Annotated in this window: 20 protein-coding genes; 10 read left to right on the top strand and 10 right to left on the bottom strand. The window is 45.5% G+C overall.

Annotated features, from left to right (window positions below):
- Positions 1-1,218 carry a ParA family protein gene (locus FIU99_RS21510; RefSeq protein WP_006959900.1) on the bottom strand — a complete coding sequence of 406 codons (1,218 nt, stop codon included), beginning with the start codon at positions 1,216-1,218 and terminating at the stop codon, positions 1-3.
- 1,251 nt (positions 1,219-2,469) lie between these two features.
- Between FIU99_RS21510 and FIU99_RS21515 the strand changes: the two genes are divergently transcribed.
- Together FIU99_RS21515 and FIU99_RS21520 are read left to right on the top strand one after the other, a co-directional pair.
- On the top strand, positions 2,470-4,440 hold the full coding sequence (locus FIU99_RS21515) for a replication initiator protein RctB domain-containing protein (RefSeq protein WP_152472533.1): 1,971 nt from the start codon (positions 2,470-2,472) through the stop codon (positions 4,438-4,440).
- A gap of 596 nt (positions 4,441-5,036) precedes the next feature.
- Complete coding sequence (locus tag FIU99_RS21520) at positions 5,037-5,954, top strand: phosphatidylinositol-specific phospholipase C/glycerophosphodiester phosphodiesterase family protein (protein ID WP_152472534.1); 918 nt, start codon at positions 5,037-5,039, stop codon at positions 5,952-5,954.
- 85 nt (positions 5,955-6,039) lie between these two features.
- Here FIU99_RS21520 and FIU99_RS21525 read toward each other — a convergent pair whose 3' ends face one another.
- Genes FIU99_RS21525 through FIU99_RS21535 form a run of 3 tightly spaced genes read right to left on the bottom strand, consistent with a single transcriptional unit; the run spans position 6,040 to position 8,284 of the window.
- The gene (locus FIU99_RS21525; protein WP_031342636.1) at positions 6,040-6,510 is read right to left on the bottom strand and encodes a hypothetical protein; all 471 of its coding nucleotides are present in this window, start codon (positions 6,508-6,510) and stop codon (positions 6,040-6,042) included.
- Positions 6,507-7,439, bottom strand: coding sequence for an ABC transporter ATP-binding protein (locus FIU99_RS21530; protein WP_152472535.1), 933 nt, complete (start codon positions 7,437-7,439; stop codon positions 6,507-6,509). Before FIU99_RS21530 ends, FIU99_RS21525 begins: the two co-directional genes overlap by 4 nt.
- Entirely contained in the window at positions 7,436-8,284 is an 849-nt protein-coding gene (locus FIU99_RS21535) for an ABC transporter ATP-binding protein (RefSeq protein ID WP_006959891.1), read from the bottom strand. The genes FIU99_RS21530 and FIU99_RS21535 overlap by 4 nt, the downstream gene beginning before the upstream one ends.
- Positions 8,285-8,655: 371 nt before the next feature.
- On the opposite strand from FIU99_RS21535, the gene FIU99_RS21540 reads away from it, so the two are divergent.
- The 4 genes from FIU99_RS21540 to FIU99_RS21555 all read left to right on the top strand — a co-directional run bounded on the left by FIU99_RS21540 (position 8,656) and on the right by FIU99_RS21555 (position 11,429).
- The gene (locus FIU99_RS21540) at positions 8,656-8,853 is read left to right on the top strand and encodes a PA3496 family putative envelope integrity protein (protein ID WP_006959890.1); all 198 of its coding nucleotides are present in this window, start codon (positions 8,656-8,658) and stop codon (positions 8,851-8,853) included.
- A gap of 161 nt (positions 8,854-9,014) precedes the next feature.
- Entirely contained in the window at positions 9,015-9,224 is a 210-nt protein-coding gene (locus FIU99_RS21545; RefSeq protein WP_006959884.1) for a DUF3283 family protein, read from the top strand.
- 89 nt (positions 9,225-9,313) lie between these two features.
- Positions 9,314-10,030: a YebC/PmpR family DNA-binding transcriptional regulator gene (locus FIU99_RS21550; RefSeq protein WP_152472536.1), complete on the top strand. Its 717-nt coding sequence runs from the start codon at positions 9,314-9,316 to the stop codon at positions 10,028-10,030.
- A 169-nt stretch (positions 10,031-10,199) separates the two neighbouring features.
- Positions 10,200-11,429 carry a lysozyme inhibitor LprI family protein gene (locus FIU99_RS21555; RefSeq protein ID WP_152472537.1) on the top strand — a complete coding sequence of 410 codons (1,230 nt, stop codon included), beginning with the start codon at positions 10,200-10,202 and terminating at the stop codon, positions 11,427-11,429.
- Between the two features lie 64 nt (positions 11,430-11,493).
- On the opposite strand, the gene FIU99_RS21560 is transcribed toward FIU99_RS21555, so the two are convergent.
- Positions 11,494-11,730 (bottom strand): DUF2798 domain-containing protein, encoded by a 237-nt coding sequence (locus FIU99_RS21560; protein WP_006959879.1) that lies wholly within the window; start codon positions 11,728-11,730, stop codon positions 11,494-11,496.
- Positions 11,731-11,812: 82 nt separating this feature from the next.
- Between FIU99_RS21560 and FIU99_RS21565 the strand changes: the two genes are divergently transcribed.
- Positions 11,813-12,718 (top strand): LysR family transcriptional regulator, encoded by a 906-nt coding sequence (locus FIU99_RS21565; protein ID WP_152472538.1) that lies wholly within the window; start codon positions 11,813-11,815, stop codon positions 12,716-12,718.
- 38 nt (positions 12,719-12,756) lie between these two features.
- Positions 12,757-13,488: an SDR family oxidoreductase gene (locus tag FIU99_RS21570; protein WP_006959871.1), complete on the top strand. Its 732-nt coding sequence runs from the start codon at positions 12,757-12,759 to the stop codon at positions 13,486-13,488.
- A 52-nt stretch (positions 13,489-13,540) separates the two neighbouring features.
- Here FIU99_RS21570 and FIU99_RS21575 read toward each other — a convergent pair whose 3' ends face one another.
- Together FIU99_RS21575 and FIU99_RS21580 are read right to left on the bottom strand one after the other, a co-directional pair.
- The gene (locus FIU99_RS21575; RefSeq protein ID WP_006959869.1) at positions 13,541-14,197 is read right to left on the bottom strand and encodes a cupin domain-containing protein; all 657 of its coding nucleotides are present in this window, start codon (positions 14,195-14,197) and stop codon (positions 13,541-13,543) included.
- Positions 14,198-14,222: 25 nt separating this feature from the next.
- Complete coding sequence (locus FIU99_RS21580) at positions 14,223-14,990, bottom strand: SDR family NAD(P)-dependent oxidoreductase (protein WP_006959866.1); 768 nt, start codon at positions 14,988-14,990, stop codon at positions 14,223-14,225.
- Positions 14,991-15,094: 104 nt separating this feature from the next.
- Here FIU99_RS21580 and FIU99_RS21585 point away from each other — a divergent pair, with 104 nt between their 5' ends.
- A complete protein-coding gene (locus tag FIU99_RS21585; protein ID WP_019277418.1) occupies positions 15,095-15,436 on the top strand; it encodes a helix-turn-helix domain-containing protein in 342 nt (113 codons plus the stop codon).
- 26 nt (positions 15,437-15,462) lie between these two features.
- Here FIU99_RS21585 and FIU99_RS21590 read toward each other — a convergent pair whose 3' ends face one another.
- The 3 genes from FIU99_RS21590 to FIU99_RS21600 all read right to left on the bottom strand — a co-directional run bounded on the left by FIU99_RS21590 (position 15,463) and on the right by FIU99_RS21600 (position 17,511).
- The gene (locus tag FIU99_RS21590; protein WP_006959864.1) at positions 15,463-16,710 is read right to left on the bottom strand and encodes a leucine-rich repeat-containing protein kinase family protein; all 1,248 of its coding nucleotides are present in this window, start codon (positions 16,708-16,710) and stop codon (positions 15,463-15,465) included.
- A 115-nt stretch (positions 16,711-16,825) separates the two neighbouring features.
- Complete coding sequence (locus tag FIU99_RS21595) at positions 16,826-17,197, bottom strand: hypothetical protein (RefSeq protein ID WP_006959863.1); 372 nt, start codon at positions 17,195-17,197, stop codon at positions 16,826-16,828.
- Positions 17,194-17,511: a monooxygenase gene (locus FIU99_RS21600; protein WP_006959862.1), complete on the bottom strand. Its 318-nt coding sequence runs from the start codon at positions 17,509-17,511 to the stop codon at positions 17,194-17,196. The genes FIU99_RS21595 and FIU99_RS21600 overlap by 4 nt, the downstream gene beginning before the upstream one ends.
- A gap of 118 nt (positions 17,512-17,629) precedes the next feature.
- On the opposite strand from FIU99_RS21600, the gene FIU99_RS21605 reads away from it, so the two are divergent.
- A complete protein-coding gene (locus FIU99_RS21605; RefSeq protein WP_006959861.1) occupies positions 17,630-18,541 on the top strand; it encodes a LysR family transcriptional regulator in 912 nt (303 codons plus the stop codon).
- Positions 18,542-18,596: the final 55 nt, after the last annotated feature.

The following is an 18,596-nucleotide window of genomic DNA, read 5'->3' on the forward strand; positions in this document are numbered from 1 at the left end:
TTACCCCTGATTTAGTGATGACCAGTTGCTATGCAGAACTCGTTCAAGCTCTAACGCACTCTTTTGAACAGCATCTTGCGCTGTCGCCAACGTCTTTTTACCACCTTCAAAATCGCCAGTTGTCAGGTCAAATACAGTACTGTAGGTATCGGCACAGGTTTCAAAAGCACGGCTACGTGGAATAGTGGCCATCGTCACTTGATCGCCTAACAGGTAGTTCATCTCCGTCAGAACGGCCACTTGCTTCTTGTTGTCATCTTCAAACATCGTTGGCATCAAACGAACAAACTCAAGCCCCTGCCAGTCTTCTGGGAACATCTCGTATACTGTCGGGAGATGCTGGAAGAAGTTTACCGTAGATGCCCAGTCTAGACGCTTAGCGGCACAAGGGATAAGCAGTGCGTTAGATGCATACATCGCATTCCACACGAGTGGATCAACGTGTGGACCGGTATCAATCATGATGATATCGAAATCATCGGCGATTTGATCAATCAGCTTTTCCTTCAATAGTTTTACGATATCGAGAGATTGATTCTGTGATAGATTTTGCCACGCTTCTGCGTTAAACATCGCGTCTTCCGGGAACGCCGATACGGTTTTCAGGTTCGGGTACTGAGTAGGAAGCAACACATTTTTATGCAGGAATTCTTTGTCGACTTCGACGCCTTCAGGCACGTTGTCGAGCATCACATCCACGGCTGAGTAAATGTTATCGTGGTCAGTCAGGCTAATTTGTGGATTAAGGAATAAACGCAATGAACCTTGTGGATCCAAGTCAATCAGACAAATACGGTAACGCTTGTCTAAGTTCAATGCTAAACACGCCGCAAGGTGCACAGCCGTCATGGATTTACCTGTACCACCCTTCTGGTTCTGTACATTGATAATCCACGGTTTATTGTCATTGTTTTTCTTACGCTCATGGAATTTCGCAACGCCAGCCGCGTCCATCAACATGTGAGCTTCTTGCAGTGAAATAGAATAGTGATTCGCATTATTCTTCGTAAACTGATGACCGGACTCCTCGAGTTTACTGATCGCATCATCCAATTTACGACGAGTCAGACCTGAACGAGTTTCCATCAATGCTTTCGACATAGGCGGGAAATGCTCATCGCTGCGCTCTTCCAAAACGATCTCTATTCGGTCAGCCTGAACCTGTGCAGTTTGTTCAGCGAGTTGAATGAGACTATCAATTGTCTGTTCTCTTTTCATTGCCAAATTCCGTTATTAGTGTCTGTTGATAATTGTACAGCATAATCAACCAATAACAACAAAAAGGTGAACAGACATTTATAGATGCAAATCACATTAATAAGAGAGTTTTCAATCGATTTAATGAATACACAACAAAACCTGTCAAAAATTGACCATTTTAGATGTGTAAAAGCCCTTTAATATTCGACTACATTTAAAGTGTTACAGTATCACTTATTTACATTGTAAATAAAAAATCGATGAAAAAGAGAAAAATTTCCCGGAACGATTGTTATATGCTCACATTTTACGGCCTGTGTAATTTCGACTCTAGACGAACACCATATTGACTTGCTAGTCCTTCCTAATTCAATGAACTTAATCTGATAGAGAGTAAACTCAACAACTCCTCATGCTCGCGACTTTCCGAAACAATGATCAAGGCAATTACGGTGATCATGCTTTCAGGCATAAAATCGCTTATAGGAAGCATGATCAAGGAAAATTCGATGTGTTTGAGACAGTTAAATACCTTCAGTTTTAATGATCCTTATTCGGATCAATGATCAAGTAACGATGACGCTCGGAAGCATGATAATTTCAGTCCGAATTACGGCGGAATGCAGATGAACCAAGAGATGTCGCTGTATGTACTGGTATCTCACGTTAAATCGAGTAACGAAGAGAGAAGAACCTTACATGGCTCGATTTTCTTGATCATGCTTTCGACACCGATGTTAGTCAGATTTACTCCCTGCAAAATGAGCAATGTATGTCAGATGGATTTCAGATTGGTGAAGAAAACATCAATTCACATGCACACACAGGCTATCCTTGATCATTCTTTCGTGTTCTACACTCAAATTCCCCATCAAATGAAGCATCCATTTCGGGTGTGTTCGTTTCGCTCTGTGGATAAATTGTGAGTCTACGATGATCATGCTTCGGGTTCGATATTGATCATGCATTCGTAACACTAATGATCATCGTTCTGAAAAGGTTTGATCATGCTTTCAGTCATTTGATGATCATAGTTTCGAGGTGTTCATGATCATGCTTTCAGCAGTGGATAAAAAAAGATTATGAATAACATGAAGTTACAAGCAAACTCTTTACCAGATCATTAGATCATATAATCATTTAAGATCACTTTAATCAGAAAGATCAGTTATTTAAAACAACAAGTTTTTTCTTTATTTATGATCTGTTTTTCTTTATTCTTTCGGAACCATAGCGATATTACGGCTAGTGTGATACGGATCATAATAAATGAGTTCAGAAGAAAAAGTACTGATTAAGGCTCCAAGAAGCCATAAAGACGGACATATGTTTGAGGTGTCCGAAGCCGCAGTGAATTGGATTGAGCAATATCAGCACTTCAAAGGCGTCACTAAAAGCATAGTTGAACTTCTGAATCTTATTTCTTTACAAGGCTTCAGTAGCAAAGATGGACTGGTCTCTACCACAGAGTTGATTGATGCCACTGACGGTCAATTGACTCGGGCTGCCATTCAGCAACGTCTGCGAGCTGCAGTAAATATCGGTTTGTTCCAACAGATCCCGGTTCGTTTTGAAGAAGGTCTTGCTGGCAAAACTATGCTGCACCGTTTCGTAAATCCTAACCAATTGATCACTGCATTAGGCGCCACCAGCCTGATGACGGAATCCGTCAAACAGAGCGAAAAACAGAAACGCTCCAAGGCATTAGCACAAACTCATGTGAATAAGCGTCTGTTGAATGAACATGGCCTTAATACGCCACCTGCAATGAAAGATGAGGCGGATCAGTTTGTTGTTTCGCCAACCAATTGGGCGGGTATCATTGATCAGGCATTGGCTCCGCCACGCACCCGTAAGCAATACCAGAAAAGCATGGTTTCGATCTCTGGCACTAAAGCAGTGATCGAAACACGATCATCGAAAAACATTATGACGGTGGACGATCTGATGACGTTGTTTGCGTTGTTCACGCTTACCGTTCAGTACCATGAGCACCACCAGCACCAATATCAATTGGATGCCAAGCAAACTCCGAATAAGACGCCATTATATATTACAGACATTCTTTCATTACGTGGTAAGAAGGATAGTGGACCTGCGCGAGATTCGATCCGCGACAGTATTGATCGTATTGAGTTTACCGATTTTCAACTGCATGAGCTGACGGGCCGTTGGTTGAGTGAGAACATGCCAGAAGGCTTCAAGAGTGATCGTTTCCGTTTTCTGGCTCGGACCATTACGGCATCAGAAGAGGCACCAACAGAAGGCGCTGACGGCGAAATTCGTATTAAACCGAACCTGTATATCCTCGTCTGGGAGCCTTCTTTCTATGAAGAGCTGCTAACCCGTGATTATTTCTTCCTGTTCCCACCAGAGATCTTGAAGCAACATACATTGGTTTTCCAACTGTACAGTTACTTCCGTAGCCGGATGTCACGCCGTCATACTGATGTGATGCTTCTTAGCACATTGAATCAGAAGTTGGCACGCAACATCGAGTGGCGTCGATTCTCAATGGATTTGATCCGTGAACTCAAGAAGTTATCCGAAGGCAGTGGTAATGAAGATCTGTTTGAGGTCAATCTTTGGGGTTATCATCTGACGATCTCCACGCTGGAAGAAGATGGTAAGATCAAAGACTATCAGTTCGACATTAAGTGCGATGCTGAAGAAGTCTTACGTTACTCCCGTGCGCGCACTACCAATGCAGGTAAACGCAACATGGCGCCGACCTTGCCAAACCCGCTGCGTAACGAGATGGTCACCAAGCAGCAGTTGGATGAGATGTCACAGATCATTGATGGTGAGTTTGAACCTATCCAACGTAAAGAGCGCTCTCCTAAGGGCAAATTAGGACGACGAGTCAAAGTGCGTAAGCATCTGGTTGAGATCAATGCCGATGAAATTACGATTACTCTCTCTAAATATACCTCTCCAGAGGCTCTAGAACGCTCTATAACGGCTTTAGCTGCGATGACCGGGCATTCTCACAATTCCATCCAAGAAGAGTGTCAGGAGCTCATAGAGAAGCTCGATTTCCTCAGAGTAGGGGAGGAGATCATCCCATACGAAACGCTCAGTAAGTTGATTGAGCTCTACAATGGTCAGAGTGAAAACAAACACTTATCCATTGAACGCCTGATTGCCGGCCTTGCGGTAAGACGTAAAGTTTGCAAACAGGTGCATGAAGGGCATTTGGACGAGACCGTGTTCAGAGTGCTTGACGAAGTGGCGGTATAAGTGAAGAATAGCCCGCGTTTTCTATCAGCCAGCAAATTCTTGCTGGCTTTTTTATATCTGCTTACTGCTTGATACAGGCTGTTACATACCTGTGGTGAATAGACATATCTACTACATTCCCCTGACAATGAACTGACATTGGTTGCATGAGAGTTGGATAATATTTATCCCGAATAGACAACCTTTTGTCCTTTCTGATGAATGAGGGATTTGGATTATCCCTGATAGATTGGCTCATATTGTTACATTCATTCTGAATATTTTGCGAGTTCTTATGAACTCGCTTTTTTTTTGCCTGAAATTCTTCTTTGATCGAAAGCATGATCAAGATACACCCTTGATCATGCTTTCGCCTCTAAGCGATCTCCCTGTATCTGTTTGGTGTCTACTGAGTTTCGCTATCCCAGCCATAAAATCAGTAGCATGAATGTAATTTTATTATCTAAATCAGATTCTTATTCCACCTTTTAACTCATTCATATTAATTAGCACATGGTCATTTTTCGTTAATGGAAGTGTCACTTATTGCTCAAATGATGTCCCTCGCACTGCCAATGCAGTGATTCAGTTTGTTTATTGAATAATCGGGAAAAATGATGAAATTTGCGAAGCCTATACAAGTAGTACTTATCGTACTCAGCTGCTTAGTGTTGAGTGCCTGTAATGAAACAGAGACTGAAACCGATACCGTGGAGACAGTTCGTTCTCACTCTCATAATGATTACTATCGAGATGAGCCTTTTTATGGCGCGGCAGAGTTGGGTTTTGGGAGTTTTGAAGCCGATGTTTACTATGAAGAAGGTTATGAGGAGGTTCTGATTGCCCATGATGACGACGACCTTGTTCACGAGTGGAAATTTGACGAGCTTTATGTTCAGCCGATAGTTGAACACGTCAGAAATAACCAGAACCAAATGTATGATGGTTGGAACTACACCGCAGTCCTGCTGATTGATATCAAGACTCAAGATGTTCTGACTTGGCAGGCTGTGGAAGAGGTACTTGCAAAGTATCCGGATGTATTCAGCCGCTATCAAGATGGCAAAGTGTATCAGGGCCCTGTCACTGCGATCATCTCCGGCAATCGTCCGATCGAGTTGATGGATCAACAGCAAACCCGTTATTCGTTTGTTGATGGGCGACTGAGCGATCTTGATAAGGGCTATTCACCTACTCTAATGCCATTGATTAGCAACAATTTTGATTACTTTGATCAAGAACAGTTTGGTGATTTCAATGGGGAAGGGGAGTGGCCTGATGCTGCACTGGTGGAACTCGAACGGATTGTGACGACTGCGCATAGTAATATGCAGAAGATTCGTTTCTGGGCAACCCCAGAAGGGGATCCTGAAACCCATAACAAAATTTGGGGCGAGCTGACGAAAGCAAACGTGGACTACATTAATACAGATTTACAACAGACCCTACACGACTGGCTATTGCGCCATGATCCTCACCCAGATATGCCAGGGCTTAACTGGCTCGATCACCCAAACTGGCAATCCATGTACTAATGTAGTGCTGTTGTTTTCAAGGTAAATGGCAGCCTTGTCGCTGCCATTTTCTACTGAATGAATTTGCTACTGAATGATCTGCCTATCAATGCCGCTGTTCGTAAAGTTCTTGATCATCGTTCCGAGATTCATTCCAGCTTTGTGCGGCCATAAACTGGACGTGTGACTCAATCAGTTGATGTGATTGACTTTGCCAATGTGCTTCGGGGCGTTGATTGCAAAATTCTAAACTGACCACCGTCAGGTTTTGCAGTCGTTTCATGCACCAGTCTTTAAGTGCTAACTCTGTTTCTGGGTTACAGGCGCACAATTGAAGTTTGCTGTAGGCAAGCTGAAGATACTGGTAAGCTTTATCAGGTTGTGAGTAGCGCTCAAAATGGAAAACTCGCAAACAAGCATCCAGCCAGCAGGCAATGGCTTTACTTTGTAGCTCGCTAATCTCTGGGCCCCATACTTCGTCAGGCACACTCAGTACTAAAGCTTCAATACCTTGATCATGCTTCTGTGTTTGGTACCAGTTGTCGATGTGTGAAACCCAGTTATCAAGCGTCATCATGCAGCTTTAACCCAATGTTTTACAAAATGATTTGGACCAATTTGATCATAGCCTTGTTGCACTACCGCGCTGGTCGCGCGAATTTGATCAGCGTCTACAGAGTAGTTTGGTTCACTCTTGACCAGATTACCAAACGGCAGATCAGGATCCGGTACCGCAGAGATCAGCAGCTTGGTATAAGGATGTTGCGGATCGGTTAAGATCGCCTGTGTGTCACCCCACTCAACAATCTGGCCTTTGTACATCACGGCGGTTTCTTCCGCGATGTAATGAGCGGTCGCTAAATCATGTGTGATGTACAAAAAGCCGATACCCAGTTCTTTTTTCATTCGTTGCATCAGGTTAAGCACGCCAAGCCTGATCGATACATCAAGCATCGACGTCGGCTCATCAGCCAATATCACTTCCGCGCCAACTGCTAGTGCTCGCGCTAAATTCACCCGTTGTCGCTGGCCTCCGCTTAACTGGTGAAGGTACTTTTCTAATGTGTCTGGCGCGAGTTCGACTAAGTCCAATAACTCAGTCAATCGTTTCGGGATGGCGTGGCTGCTCTTAACCTGCTTATGGATCTTAAGTGGGCGGGTGAGGTGGTGAGCAATGGTATGAGTTGGATTAAGTGAGCCAAACGGGTCCTGAAACACCATTTGCACTTTACTGCGATAATCAAGCAGGGCTTTTCGGCTCTGGATCTGTTCAATGTTGTTGCCGTTAAACAGGATCTCTCCTGATGTGGCAGAGTGGACTTTGGTGATCAAGCGTGCACAGGTGCTTTTTCCACAACCAGACTCACCGACCAGCGCCAGAGTTTTGCCTTTGTGCAGACTAAAACTGACGCCTTGCAGTGCTTTAAATCTATCTTGCGCGGCGAAACCACCGCCAATCGTGAACTCTTTGACAACATTGTTGAGTTGGATAATCGGCTGGCTCATACCGTCGCTCCTTGTACGTGATGCTTACCTTGATGAATGTTGGGGAATGACGCCCATAGTTTCTGTGTGTAAGGGTGTTGAGGATGGTTACGGATCTGAGTCGACTGATTGATTTCCACAATCTCTCCATGGCGCATGATGGCAATCCGATCACACAACTGGCTCATTAGTGCCAGATCATGGGTAATGAACAGAACTGAGAAGCCAAACTCTTCACGCAATTGATAGATTTGTTGCAGGATCTCACGTTGCACCACCACATCCAGTGCGGTTGTGGGCTCGTCCATAATGATCAGCTTTGGGTTAAGCGATAACGCAATCGCAATCACGAGTCGCTGGCGCATGCCACCACTGAACTGGTGAGGGTATTCGCTTAACCGTTCTCGTGGAATATTAACCAGATCCAGCAGCTTTTCCGCTCTGTCTTTCGCCTCAAGGTCACTCATGCCTTTATGGTGGCGCAACACGTCGGCAAACTGCTCCTGAATGGGCAGAACTGGGTTTAGCGAATTCATTGCACTTTGGAAAACCATTGCAATTTCGCTCCAACGAATCGCGTTTATCTGGCGATCTGACAGTTTAAGCAGGTCTTGACCGTCAAAATGGATTTGCCCCTCAGAAATGAACGCGGGCGGCTTGTGGAGACGATTGATTGCAAAAGCGATAGTGCTTTTGCCACAACCTGATTCTCCCGCGAGACCGAATATTTCACCTTTGCCTATATCAAAACTGACGGATTTCACCGCGCGAAAGTCGCCGTTGTCCGTTATGTAATCGACGCATAAATCACGAACCTGAATGATCGGGTCGTGATGTACCGCATGCGTTAGCTCTTTATCACTCATAATCACACTTACCTAAAATTAAAGGAGAATGATTATCATTAACTGTTAATTTTTGACTGAAAAGAAGTGGTGATTAAAACAGTGAAGTGACTCGAAAAACGCTCAGTATGTGAACAGGTTTGTCATTTGTGAGGGAGAAGTACTACTGGAGTTGGCGTGAAAAGTGAGAGCTGGATCGCCTTACAAATACTAGGGGGAATCCCTTAAATGTACTTCGCCATTTGGCCACGCGCAAAGCTTATTTATACAAAAAACAGTAACTGTGCACGAACTATTAGCGCAATCACATTATGAAGCTAAAATTCTTAACAAGGGCGGCGAGCTTTTGCTACAGATTAGCTGTCCCTTGCATGGTTTGTTCGGAGGTTACAATGTCCATTAATTCTATTGACCATGATGAAATGACTAAAATCACAGACAAGTGGGACTTCACGGAAGAAGTACAATCACAGAAGCCAACCAAAAGTGTTAAGTCGGCGGAGGCTCGTCGTCGTATTGAAGCATTAAGAGAGATTCGCGAAAGCGGCTTAACCATAGAGGAAGCGAAAGACCTAGGCATACTGCACTAGATGTGATGACAGTGATAATCGACGTAAGGGTGGCTCAAATAGCCACCCTTAATTTTTCTTTTTTTGATCTTAGTTAACTCACTCGCCGCGCTTTGATGTCCATTTAAGTCACGAATGTGCTATATTCCCTCTCCATATTTTTGCAGATTCAGCCCCTTTGTATGTCGATTAATTTATCTACCCTCCCGGCCAACGAAAAAAACAAAATTGAGCTTGATAAACAGGCCTCATTTTTAGTCTGGAAGCTGCGTGAAGCGAAAGCTGGGCCAGATGAAATTGATCAGCAAGCGGATAAAATCAGAGATGAAGATGAACGAGCATCTTTTCTCGAATCTGTAGCCAAGTACAAGCGAGTGATGGGTGTCGCCTGACGTCCTGTGTGCAAGACATCGAGAAATTGAAATGGTCTCGATTTTTGCTAAAATCCTTCGCGTTAAATTGAATTAGAGAGAACATCCCGATGGGAAGAAGTTTTGAAGTGCGCAAAGCCTCGATGGCGAAAACAGCTGGCGCAAAAATTAAAGTTTATTCCAAATACGGTAAAGAAATTTACATGTGCGCGAAAAATGGTGGTGCAGACCCAGACATGAACTTGTCTCTTAAGCACCTGATCGCAAAAGCGAAAAAAGACCAAGTTCCTGCACACGTTATCGACAAAGCAATTGATAAAGCCAACGGTGGAGGCGGTGAAGACTACGTTCCTGCACGTTACGAAGGCTTCGGCCCTGGCGGTACTAGTGTTATCGTTGATTGTCTAACAGATAACGGTAACCGTACTTTCCAAGATGTACGCCAGTGTTTTGTTAAAACAGGTGCGAAAATTGGCGTTGAAGGTTCAGTTTCGCATATGTTTGATCACCAAGCGGTATTCCAGTTCAAAGGCGATGATGACGAGATCATTCTAGAAACGCTAATGATGGATGATGTGGATGTTACTGACGTTGAACTTGAAGATGGCGTGATTACGGTATTCGCTCCTCACACGGAGTTCTTCAAAACTAAGACTGCTCTAAACGGCGCTTTCCCAGATCTAACGCTTGATGTCGAAGAAATTACATTCGTTCCTCAAACTCACACGCCTGTTGCGAGTGAAGATGCAGAGAAATTCCAGAAATTCCTCGACATGCTAGATGATTGTGATGACGTTCAGCAGGTTTACCACAACGCTGAGCTGTAATCTCTGACACACTAACATGTGCTAAAAAATTGCTAAAAAAGGGATCCTCGTGATTCCTTTTTTTGTTTCTGAACACTGAGAAAACTCATCATCTGATTAGACAAGCCGTTGTCTTTTAGGTAATAAAACCTTTCAATAGATGCTGGTTAGATAAGGTTCCGGACGACAGATGAGTAAACGACTTGCGATATTTCTTAGCTGCTACGTAGCATTTCCCGCCATCTCTGCACAGACGGATGTGCTCGAACGAGCCAATACACTCTATGAACAGGGTGAAAAGGAGCAAGCCAAATCGTTGTACACGATGGCCGCAGAACAGGGCAGCGCTGAGGCGCATTTCAGGCTCGCTTACCAATACATCCTGTCTGACCAGCAGAGTGTCTATCACTATCAGCAAGCCGCTTTGCAAGGCCATCAAGAGGCACTAGACAACTACCTTGAGAAGGTGTTCTTTAGAGCGGGCAGTATATCAATGTCAGACCCTAAAAGTGCGCTTGAGACTTATCAGAAGGCCAAACAACACAACCCCGCTTTATCAATTTATGATGAAGAACAGAAAATCCAAACGATTCGCTATGCTGCAGAGTTACCTGAGCGGGACGTAGAAGCGTTTATCGAGAGGTATGGCGTAAAGGATGAAGATGGCGACTGGCCATTTTATGATGTTTGGGAGCTGGCAGAACAGGCCTCGCGTGAAGGTAGCGTGTTTGGTAAACCAGACCCAGAGCTCGTTTTCTGGCTCATCACCCGTGGTGGTTGGGTTCCCGCTGAGCTGTCATATGCAGTCAAAGATTACTATCAGCACTGGAAAGATAACCAAGTGGTGACGTTCGATCTATGTCAATACGTGACAAGTGGAGCAGGGATGGGGTATTGCGCTCAGCGAATCGCGGACAAGCAAGAAAAACAGCGCCAGAGTGTTCTGAGTTCTTTAAAGGCGGAACTCTCAGGTAACTATTCAGGATTGATGGAGGCTGCTTATAACGAAATGACGACCTTTATCACTCTTAAAGCACAGCAAGAAGAAATGCATGGCGGTTCTGGGAGAGCGGCGTGGATAACGGATTCCATCCAAGAACAGAAAAACGATTACCTAGAAGCTTTGGAAAAAGCGGTTCGGGGCAACATCGAGAGCGTACCTACACCTCTGGCAGAAACGGATAGGCGTCTAAATGCGACTTATCAAGAAGTGATGGACTATCTCAAGCTGCCATCACCAGAGTATGCGTTGCCAAAACCTCAATCTTTGGAGTTGCGAGAGGTTCAAAGGCAATGGATAAAGCACCGAGATGCGACCTGTCGTCTGGTGGCTGCACCCCATCCGTCGCTAAAAGAGCAATGCTTAAATTGGCTCACTGCTCAAAGAGAACAGCAACTGCGCGACATCATTATTCCATAAGCACTTCAAAATCGTAGAAGAGGGAGTACAACCAGGCGCTCCCTCCAATCTCAAAAATCCAGCGTTAGGCTTGTGATACAGTACCTACTCCAGCTAACCAGTTTGAGAGCTTACGTATTAGCGGTAATACGGTCAGGTTGAGTACGAGTGCTGCTGGCCACGCAAGAATAAAACTGTCGAGCCAGATCGCTGGCCATTCGCTACTAAAACCAAGTTTATAGCCAGAAATTAATCCAGACATGATGACGGCCATAGTCAATGAAGAAAGTAGGGCTGAAATCCAAAAATGTTTGCGACTCATATTTCGCCTCCTCTGCTTGTTCTTATGTTGTCATTAAGGATATAACTAGCCATAAGTGAAAAAAATAAGCAGGTTTAGAAGCATGAATTCCATATTTGGAAACATCGACGACCTTTATTTGTTCTGTTGCGTTGTAGAAGAAGGTTCTTTACTGGCAGCGTCTAAGAAGCTGCAATTGCCTGTATCAACTATGTCGCGCCGCCTCTCGACCTTAGAACAGCGTCTGAATATTAGATTGCTTGAGAAGAAGGGAAGGGAGCTGGTCGCAACACAAAGTGGTGTTCAGGCGTTTGAGTTGTTGCAGAGCGGTATGGAGTCGATCGAGTCTGGATTTGGCCAAATGGTCTCAGATACGCAGCAAGTTTCCGGCAAGATAAAGTTAGCGATCCCACACAACTTCTACCGCGCTTTTGTGGGGGATGTCGTTGAGCAGTTTCTGGTTGATTACCCCAAAGTCTCACTCGACTTAGTGCTCAGCCAGGAGCAAGCCGTTCCCCAAACTGACCGAGACTTATTGATCACCTTCGATTTGGCAGAGATGAATGACATGATAGCCAGGCCTTTGTTTAAAGCTCGTCATGCATTTTTTGCCAGCCCTGAATACATAGAGAAGGTGGGCGTTGTGGAAGATTTACAGCAACTCAGCAAACTGGATTGGGTTAGTGTCGATCATGCATTAGACATCTCGATTTACGAACAAGAACGTTTAGTTGATGTCATGACTGTCAAACCTAAGTTGATTGTTAACGATATTCTGGCGGTATGCGGAGCGGTTGAAAAAGGGCTGGGTGTGGCTTCTTTACCGTTTAGGCACGTCCATAAAGGGATGAATATTGTTCGGGTTTTGCCTCAGTATCAGCGTAGTGTGAGACAGGCGTATCTGGTGTACAAGCAAAGGCGCTACCAACCTAAGGCGTTGACCTTACTGGTTGAGCGTTTAATGAGTGGTGTGGCGAAAATGCAGGAACCGACGCATTTTACAGTGTAAAACCAACCTAATAGAAAAGATAAGGAAAGGACGAGCAGATGGATAAAGTGGTCATCGTTACAGGCGCGGGAAGAGGGATTGGAGCAGAAACTGCCAAGCTTCTTGCGCAGCAGGGCTACGCGGTGTGTGTCAATTATCTTAAAAACCACCAGCGTGCTGATGAGGTTGTGGAGGCGATAACTCAGTCAGGTGGTCGTGCGTTCGCGCATCAGGCGGATGTGTCTGATGAAGGTCAAGTTGAAACTATGTTCAGTGCCGTCAACGCTCGTTTTGGTATGGTGACTCATCTGGTGAACAACGCGGGTGTATTGTTCCAGCAAACGACATTGAATAAGGTCGATGTAGGCCGATTTAGACAGGTGATGGAATCCAATGTGGTGAGTTGTTTCCTGTGCTGTAAAGCGTTTATCAATCAACTGGATGCTTCAGGGGCGATTGTCAACGTCTCTTCGGCAGCATCAAGAACGGGTGCGCCGTTTGAGTATGTCGATTATGCGGCATCGAAAGGCGCGATGGATTCCTTAACTAAAGGTTTATCTCTAGAGCTGGCTGAACGTGATATTCGAGTCAATGGCGTCAGGCCGGGCTGCATTTACACTGAGATGCACGCCGATGGCGGTGAACCAGGGCGTGTAGACCGACTCGCTTCTCAAATTCCGCTTGGACGTGGTGGTACGGCACTAGAGGTTGCTCAGTCGATAGCATGGTTGTTGTCTGACGAAGCGTCGTTTGTGACTGGTTCGTTCATTGATATAGCCGGTGGAAAGTAGGGTGATTGAACTGGCCATCTAGGTTAACCAGATGGCCATTTTATCGAATCATTTAGCGTAATAAGGGCAAATGCCCTGTTTTGACCAGAATGATTGTTTCCTGCTCAACAAAAGGAAAATGCTCGCTCATATGTGGGCTACGTAACCAGCTCCCTTTTGGGTAGCGGCCATGTTCGTCGGCGAACTCTCCTGAGAGGACAAAGATCTCTTCACCGCCAAAATGTCGATGCGGCTGAAATCTTTCTCCCTCTGGCCATTTTACCAAAGCGACGTGTTCATGTTCGAACTCATGCAATGGCATCACTTCAAGGCCGCCAATTCCAGGTAACCAAGCTTGCGTGCGGGTGTTCACCCTGATGCTCGCGCTATCTCTCTCATCAAACTGATTCAGTTTCACCAAGATGGTACAACCTTGATCGCTGAAAGGAGCGTGTTGACTGCCTGGTGGATTACGCAGATAGGTGCCTGCGGGGTAGTCCCCCTGTTCATCGGAGAAGATACCTTCCAAGACGAATATTTCTTCTCCCATTGGATGTGGATGCGTGTTGAAACGAGAGCCCGCATCGTAGCGTACAACACTGGTTGTATGACCGGATTCTGCGTCTTCTCGCTCTAGCGGTTTGCGCCAAACGCCTTTGGCTGGGCTAGCAACCCAAGGCATCGACTCAGTATCAATTACGACGCGCTGGGCAAAGTTCATATTGAGCATCAGTTACTCCTTAGGTTGATATGCATTAGTTACGGCCTGCGATCACGCCGCCATCCACGTCCCAGACTGCTCCTGTTACCCAGCTTGCCTGATCCGAGAGCAAAAAGCTGATGCTGTTCGCCACATCTGCCGCGGTTCCGACTCGGCCTATCGGGTGAAAATCGTTAAAGCTTTCCAAAGCCTGATCGACTTCTTTAGGGTCAATAAACGCTTCATAGATGGGCGTTTTTACCACGGCAGGCGAGACAGCGTTGACTCGAATATTATAATCCGCCAATTCCATCGCTAAGTGCTGAGTCAGCGCATGTAGACCCGCTTTAGCCATTGAGTAGGCGGAAGAAGGTGTGGCTTTAATCGCTTGTTTCGCCCACATGGAACCAATATTGACAATACTACCACGGTTGGCCTGAATCATCTTTTGCGCAACGGCCTGCGTGATTTGAAATATCGCCTTATTAAGCTGGTGGTAGCGATCATAATCTTGTTCAGTATGGTCAATGAAGGCTTTGGGATTAAAGTAGCCCGCAGCATTGACTAAATAACCGATGGTTTGTTGAGAGTCTTGGATGTTTTGCACAAGTTGCGAGACAGAGTCTGCATCATATAAATCCGCCTGATGCGTTTTTACCATGCCCAACTCACCAAGCTCGCTAGCCGCCTGTGCTAGCTTGTCGGCATTTCTTCCTACTAGCGTGACTGGGACTTGATTTTCTAGCAGTTGCTTGGCGGTTTCAAAACCCATGCCGCTCGAACCACCAATGATGAGTGCTGTACCTCGATTACTGTATGTCATTTTTCTTTCTCCTGACTGATTCGGACGTGCTAATATTAGGAGCAATGTAAATCACTGAATAGTAAGTACAAATCAGTAGGGTAGGTACTTTTTGGTACATCTTTATGAATAACAAAGAAAAACTTTTTACGAGAAAAACTGCACCCCAAAGCAGTGCCCGAATGGTGGAAGCAATCTATGGCTGCAAATGGTCGCTAACGGTCTATCAATTACTCGCTGCAGGTGTAAATCGACCGGGAGAAATGGTGCGCAATGTTGAGGGGCTATCGACGAAGGTGTTGAACCAGTGTCTTAAGCGCAATGTGGAGTTTGGAATACTCGATAAAGTGATTTATAACGAGTTGCCACCAAGGGTGGAGTATCAGGTTACAGAGTTCGGAGAGAAATTTTTAGCCATTCTTGAACAGCTGGAAGCCTTACAAGACGAAATCGATCAAATCGGGTGAGCCACAGTGACTCACCCATACATTGGTTAGCCCGCCAAACGCATCATGTTACTTAAGCGTTGATGACTGGTGCTACCTATGTCATTACGATCGCAAACTGACAGTAGGTCCTCAATAAAGTGACTCAAAGCTCTGGCCTCAACACGGCGCACACCTTGCTGCTGAGCGTCAGTCAGATAGTCATAGACTGAAGCTGCCCCGAAATCGCCGAATATCATCTCACCTTGTGCATTGATCAACACATTGTGGGCATACAAATCACCATGACAGACTTTGTTGTCATGCAGGTGGCTGAAAACGTTGAGCATTTGGTCAACGATGTATTCGATCTTTTTGGCACTAAGGATAAATTCCGGTTTGAATACATCACGCGTACAGGTGTTTAGAGTCGGCGGCAATCCCAAATTAAAATAATCTGATGGGATTAACTCCATGACGAGCGCAAGGTGGTTATCTTCGCTCAACTGTGCAATCGATTTGACTAGGTTAGTGTGATGTCCAGCCTGCAGACAAGCTTGTAACTCATCTTGCGGGTAACCGTCACTGGTTACTTCGCCTTTAAACACTTTTACCGCTACTTCTGCTGGGAAATCAAAATCCTTATCGAGCCAGTTTGCGTGTGAGATTACCCCAGAAGCGCCTTGGCCAAGCACGTGATTCATTGAATAACTGGCCGATGAGATCTGAGGGACACTTTCGTTGTGTGACAGACGCTCACAGAATGGGTTGCCTGCAAATGCCATCCAAGCCAGTTTTGGCAGCTCAAGCAAGACTTGAGGAAACACATCGATTTGGTTGGCTGACAGCCTGACTAGCTCTAAGTTAAGCAAATTTTTAAAGCTCTTTGGCAGAGCCGTGATCTTGTTACCCGCTAACGCCAGTTTTTGCAGTCGTGGTCTATGGCCTAAAGATTCTGGTAGTTGCTCTATTTGGTTATCTGTCAGAATCAGCCAGCGGAGTTGCTCTGGTAGAGATTCTTCCGCGACACGGACAATTTGATTGCTCTTAAAGCCAACCATTTCTAACCGTTCACATTGACCGAGCACCAAAGGAAGACGGGTAAAACGGTTATTGGAAGCAAAAACAATCTTGAGTTGGGTAAGTTCAGTCAGCCATTCCGGCAGTTCACACAGTAGGTTGTTGGACACATCGAGGATCTCTAAGCTGTCAGATAACGTTAAGATCTCACGTGGTAACTCAGTTAATTGCTCAGAAAGCTGAAGGCGCTGAATGCCTGCCAGCTGGCCATTTCTTAGTTGTTCTACTGTATGCAAACTTGTCTGCCTATAAATGTTTGGGGATGGAAAAGAGCGCGTATTCTACGCAGTAAATGGATGAAAGGCGAGACAAGGACGATGCGCCTAATCATAAGAGGCGCTCGTCACTACGTTATTGCTGGGCGAGTTGCCGATAGCTCAGTATGGTCAGCAGAGTGAAAAACGCCGGGTCACTCCAGCCAAAACCGACAAAAATGCCGATAAACCCTGCGTAGCCGGTGATTACGAGGCCAAGTAGGTTGGTCACCACCAGAGCTTTAAACAGCTGACGCATTGTTTCTCTGTGTTCAATGTGGCGCAGCAACAAACTGACAGCTGCCACCCCGCCCAAAAAGATGCTGGTATGTTGAGATAAGAAGTAGGCGTATTGATCATTAATTTCTACGCCATACATCGGCCACATCACATGGGGCAGAAAGAATAGGGCGATAGCAAAGGCAGTATAAATACCGCCATGTAGGGTTAGGAAGGTTTTGTTGTTCATTGTACTACCTGCTGATTGACAGGGCCTTGGTTTATGGCTGTCAGTGGTTGGTTGATGTCGAAGATAATGCCGCGTACTTCTGCGACCCCCATTTGTTTTAAGCGTGCAGCGTGCATCTCAAGATAGCGTTGAGCGCAGGTTTCATCTTCAAACAGGTAGATTCCACCGCCGAGCTTTTCAGCTTTACTCTCAGTCCAGATTTTCCAGATCATGCCCGGTTCGCGATTGATTGACTCAGCCAGCTTTATCAGCGCCTGAGACATTTCTTCTCCCATCGGACCGTGGTATTCAAAATCGACTTGCAATAGTTTCATGATGGTTTCTCCGTAAGTGGTGTTTGGTTGCTGTTGGGATGATTGTTGCCTATAAAAAATAAACAGAAAAGTTCATAATATTGCGTATAATTGTCTAAAAAACTGACAGGTTAAAGCGGTGAGACTAAAAAGCACGTTAGAGCAATGGGTCACGCTTCGTGAGATAGACAGAGCTGGTAGCATTCAGGCCGCCGCGGTCGCACTCAATAAGAGCCATACGACCTTGATTTACTCGGTCAAAAAGCTGGAAGAGCAACTCAGTGTTCAGCTTGTTGAAGTAAAAGGTAAGCGAGCAACATTGACTGACCATGGCCAGTCTCTGCTGCGTAGAGCAAATAGCATGCTGGATCAGGCAAGAGAACTTGAGGATCTTAGCCAGCAGATCGCAGCTGGCGTTGAGTCTGAAATAACTGTTGCAATGGATCACTTGTGCGATCCGTTTTTGCTTTATCGTCCAATGGCACATTACCTCAGGCAAAACAGCGCGACTTCGATTCAGGTTGTGGAAACGTCACTATCGAAAACATCTGACATGGTCACTAGTGCACAGGCTGATATTGCCATCATTACCCTACCAGTCACCAACTATCCGGCACAGGCATTTGCGCTGACCAGCATGGTTCCTGTTGTGTCGACTGAACACCCGCTTGCTCAGCAAGCGAGTCTAACTATGGCTGATTTCGCAACGCATTGTCAGATCGTTATTCGCGATCTTGGCGCGCCTCAAACCAATGAGCAGGCGCAAAATGTCGGCTGGCTGAAATCCAACCAGAGAATTACTGTCGATAACTTTGACCACGCCTTTCGCGCGGTAGAGCAGGGTGTGGGTTTTTGCCGTTTGCCGACTCACATTGTTGCCAAGCGAAATCAGGGACAACTGCAAGTACTTAATGTGGAGGAGAGTGACTGTTATCAGGTCCCGCTTCATCTTACTCTACCCAAAGGTGCCAAAACCGGCCCAGCAGCGCGGTGCTTCTATGAGTTATTGCTGAATGGAGCTTGGTCAGAATCTGGTGAAAAATGCCAGTAGTGAGATGATCAGCGAATACCTGCCCAGCGAAAGCGTTATTATGGACGCTAACTTT

Origin of the sequence: Vibrio sp. THAF64, assembly GCF_009363455.1 — a bacterium.
Classification (GTDB): Bacteria; Pseudomonadota; Gammaproteobacteria; order Enterobacterales; family Vibrionaceae; genus Vibrio; species Vibrio coralliilyticus.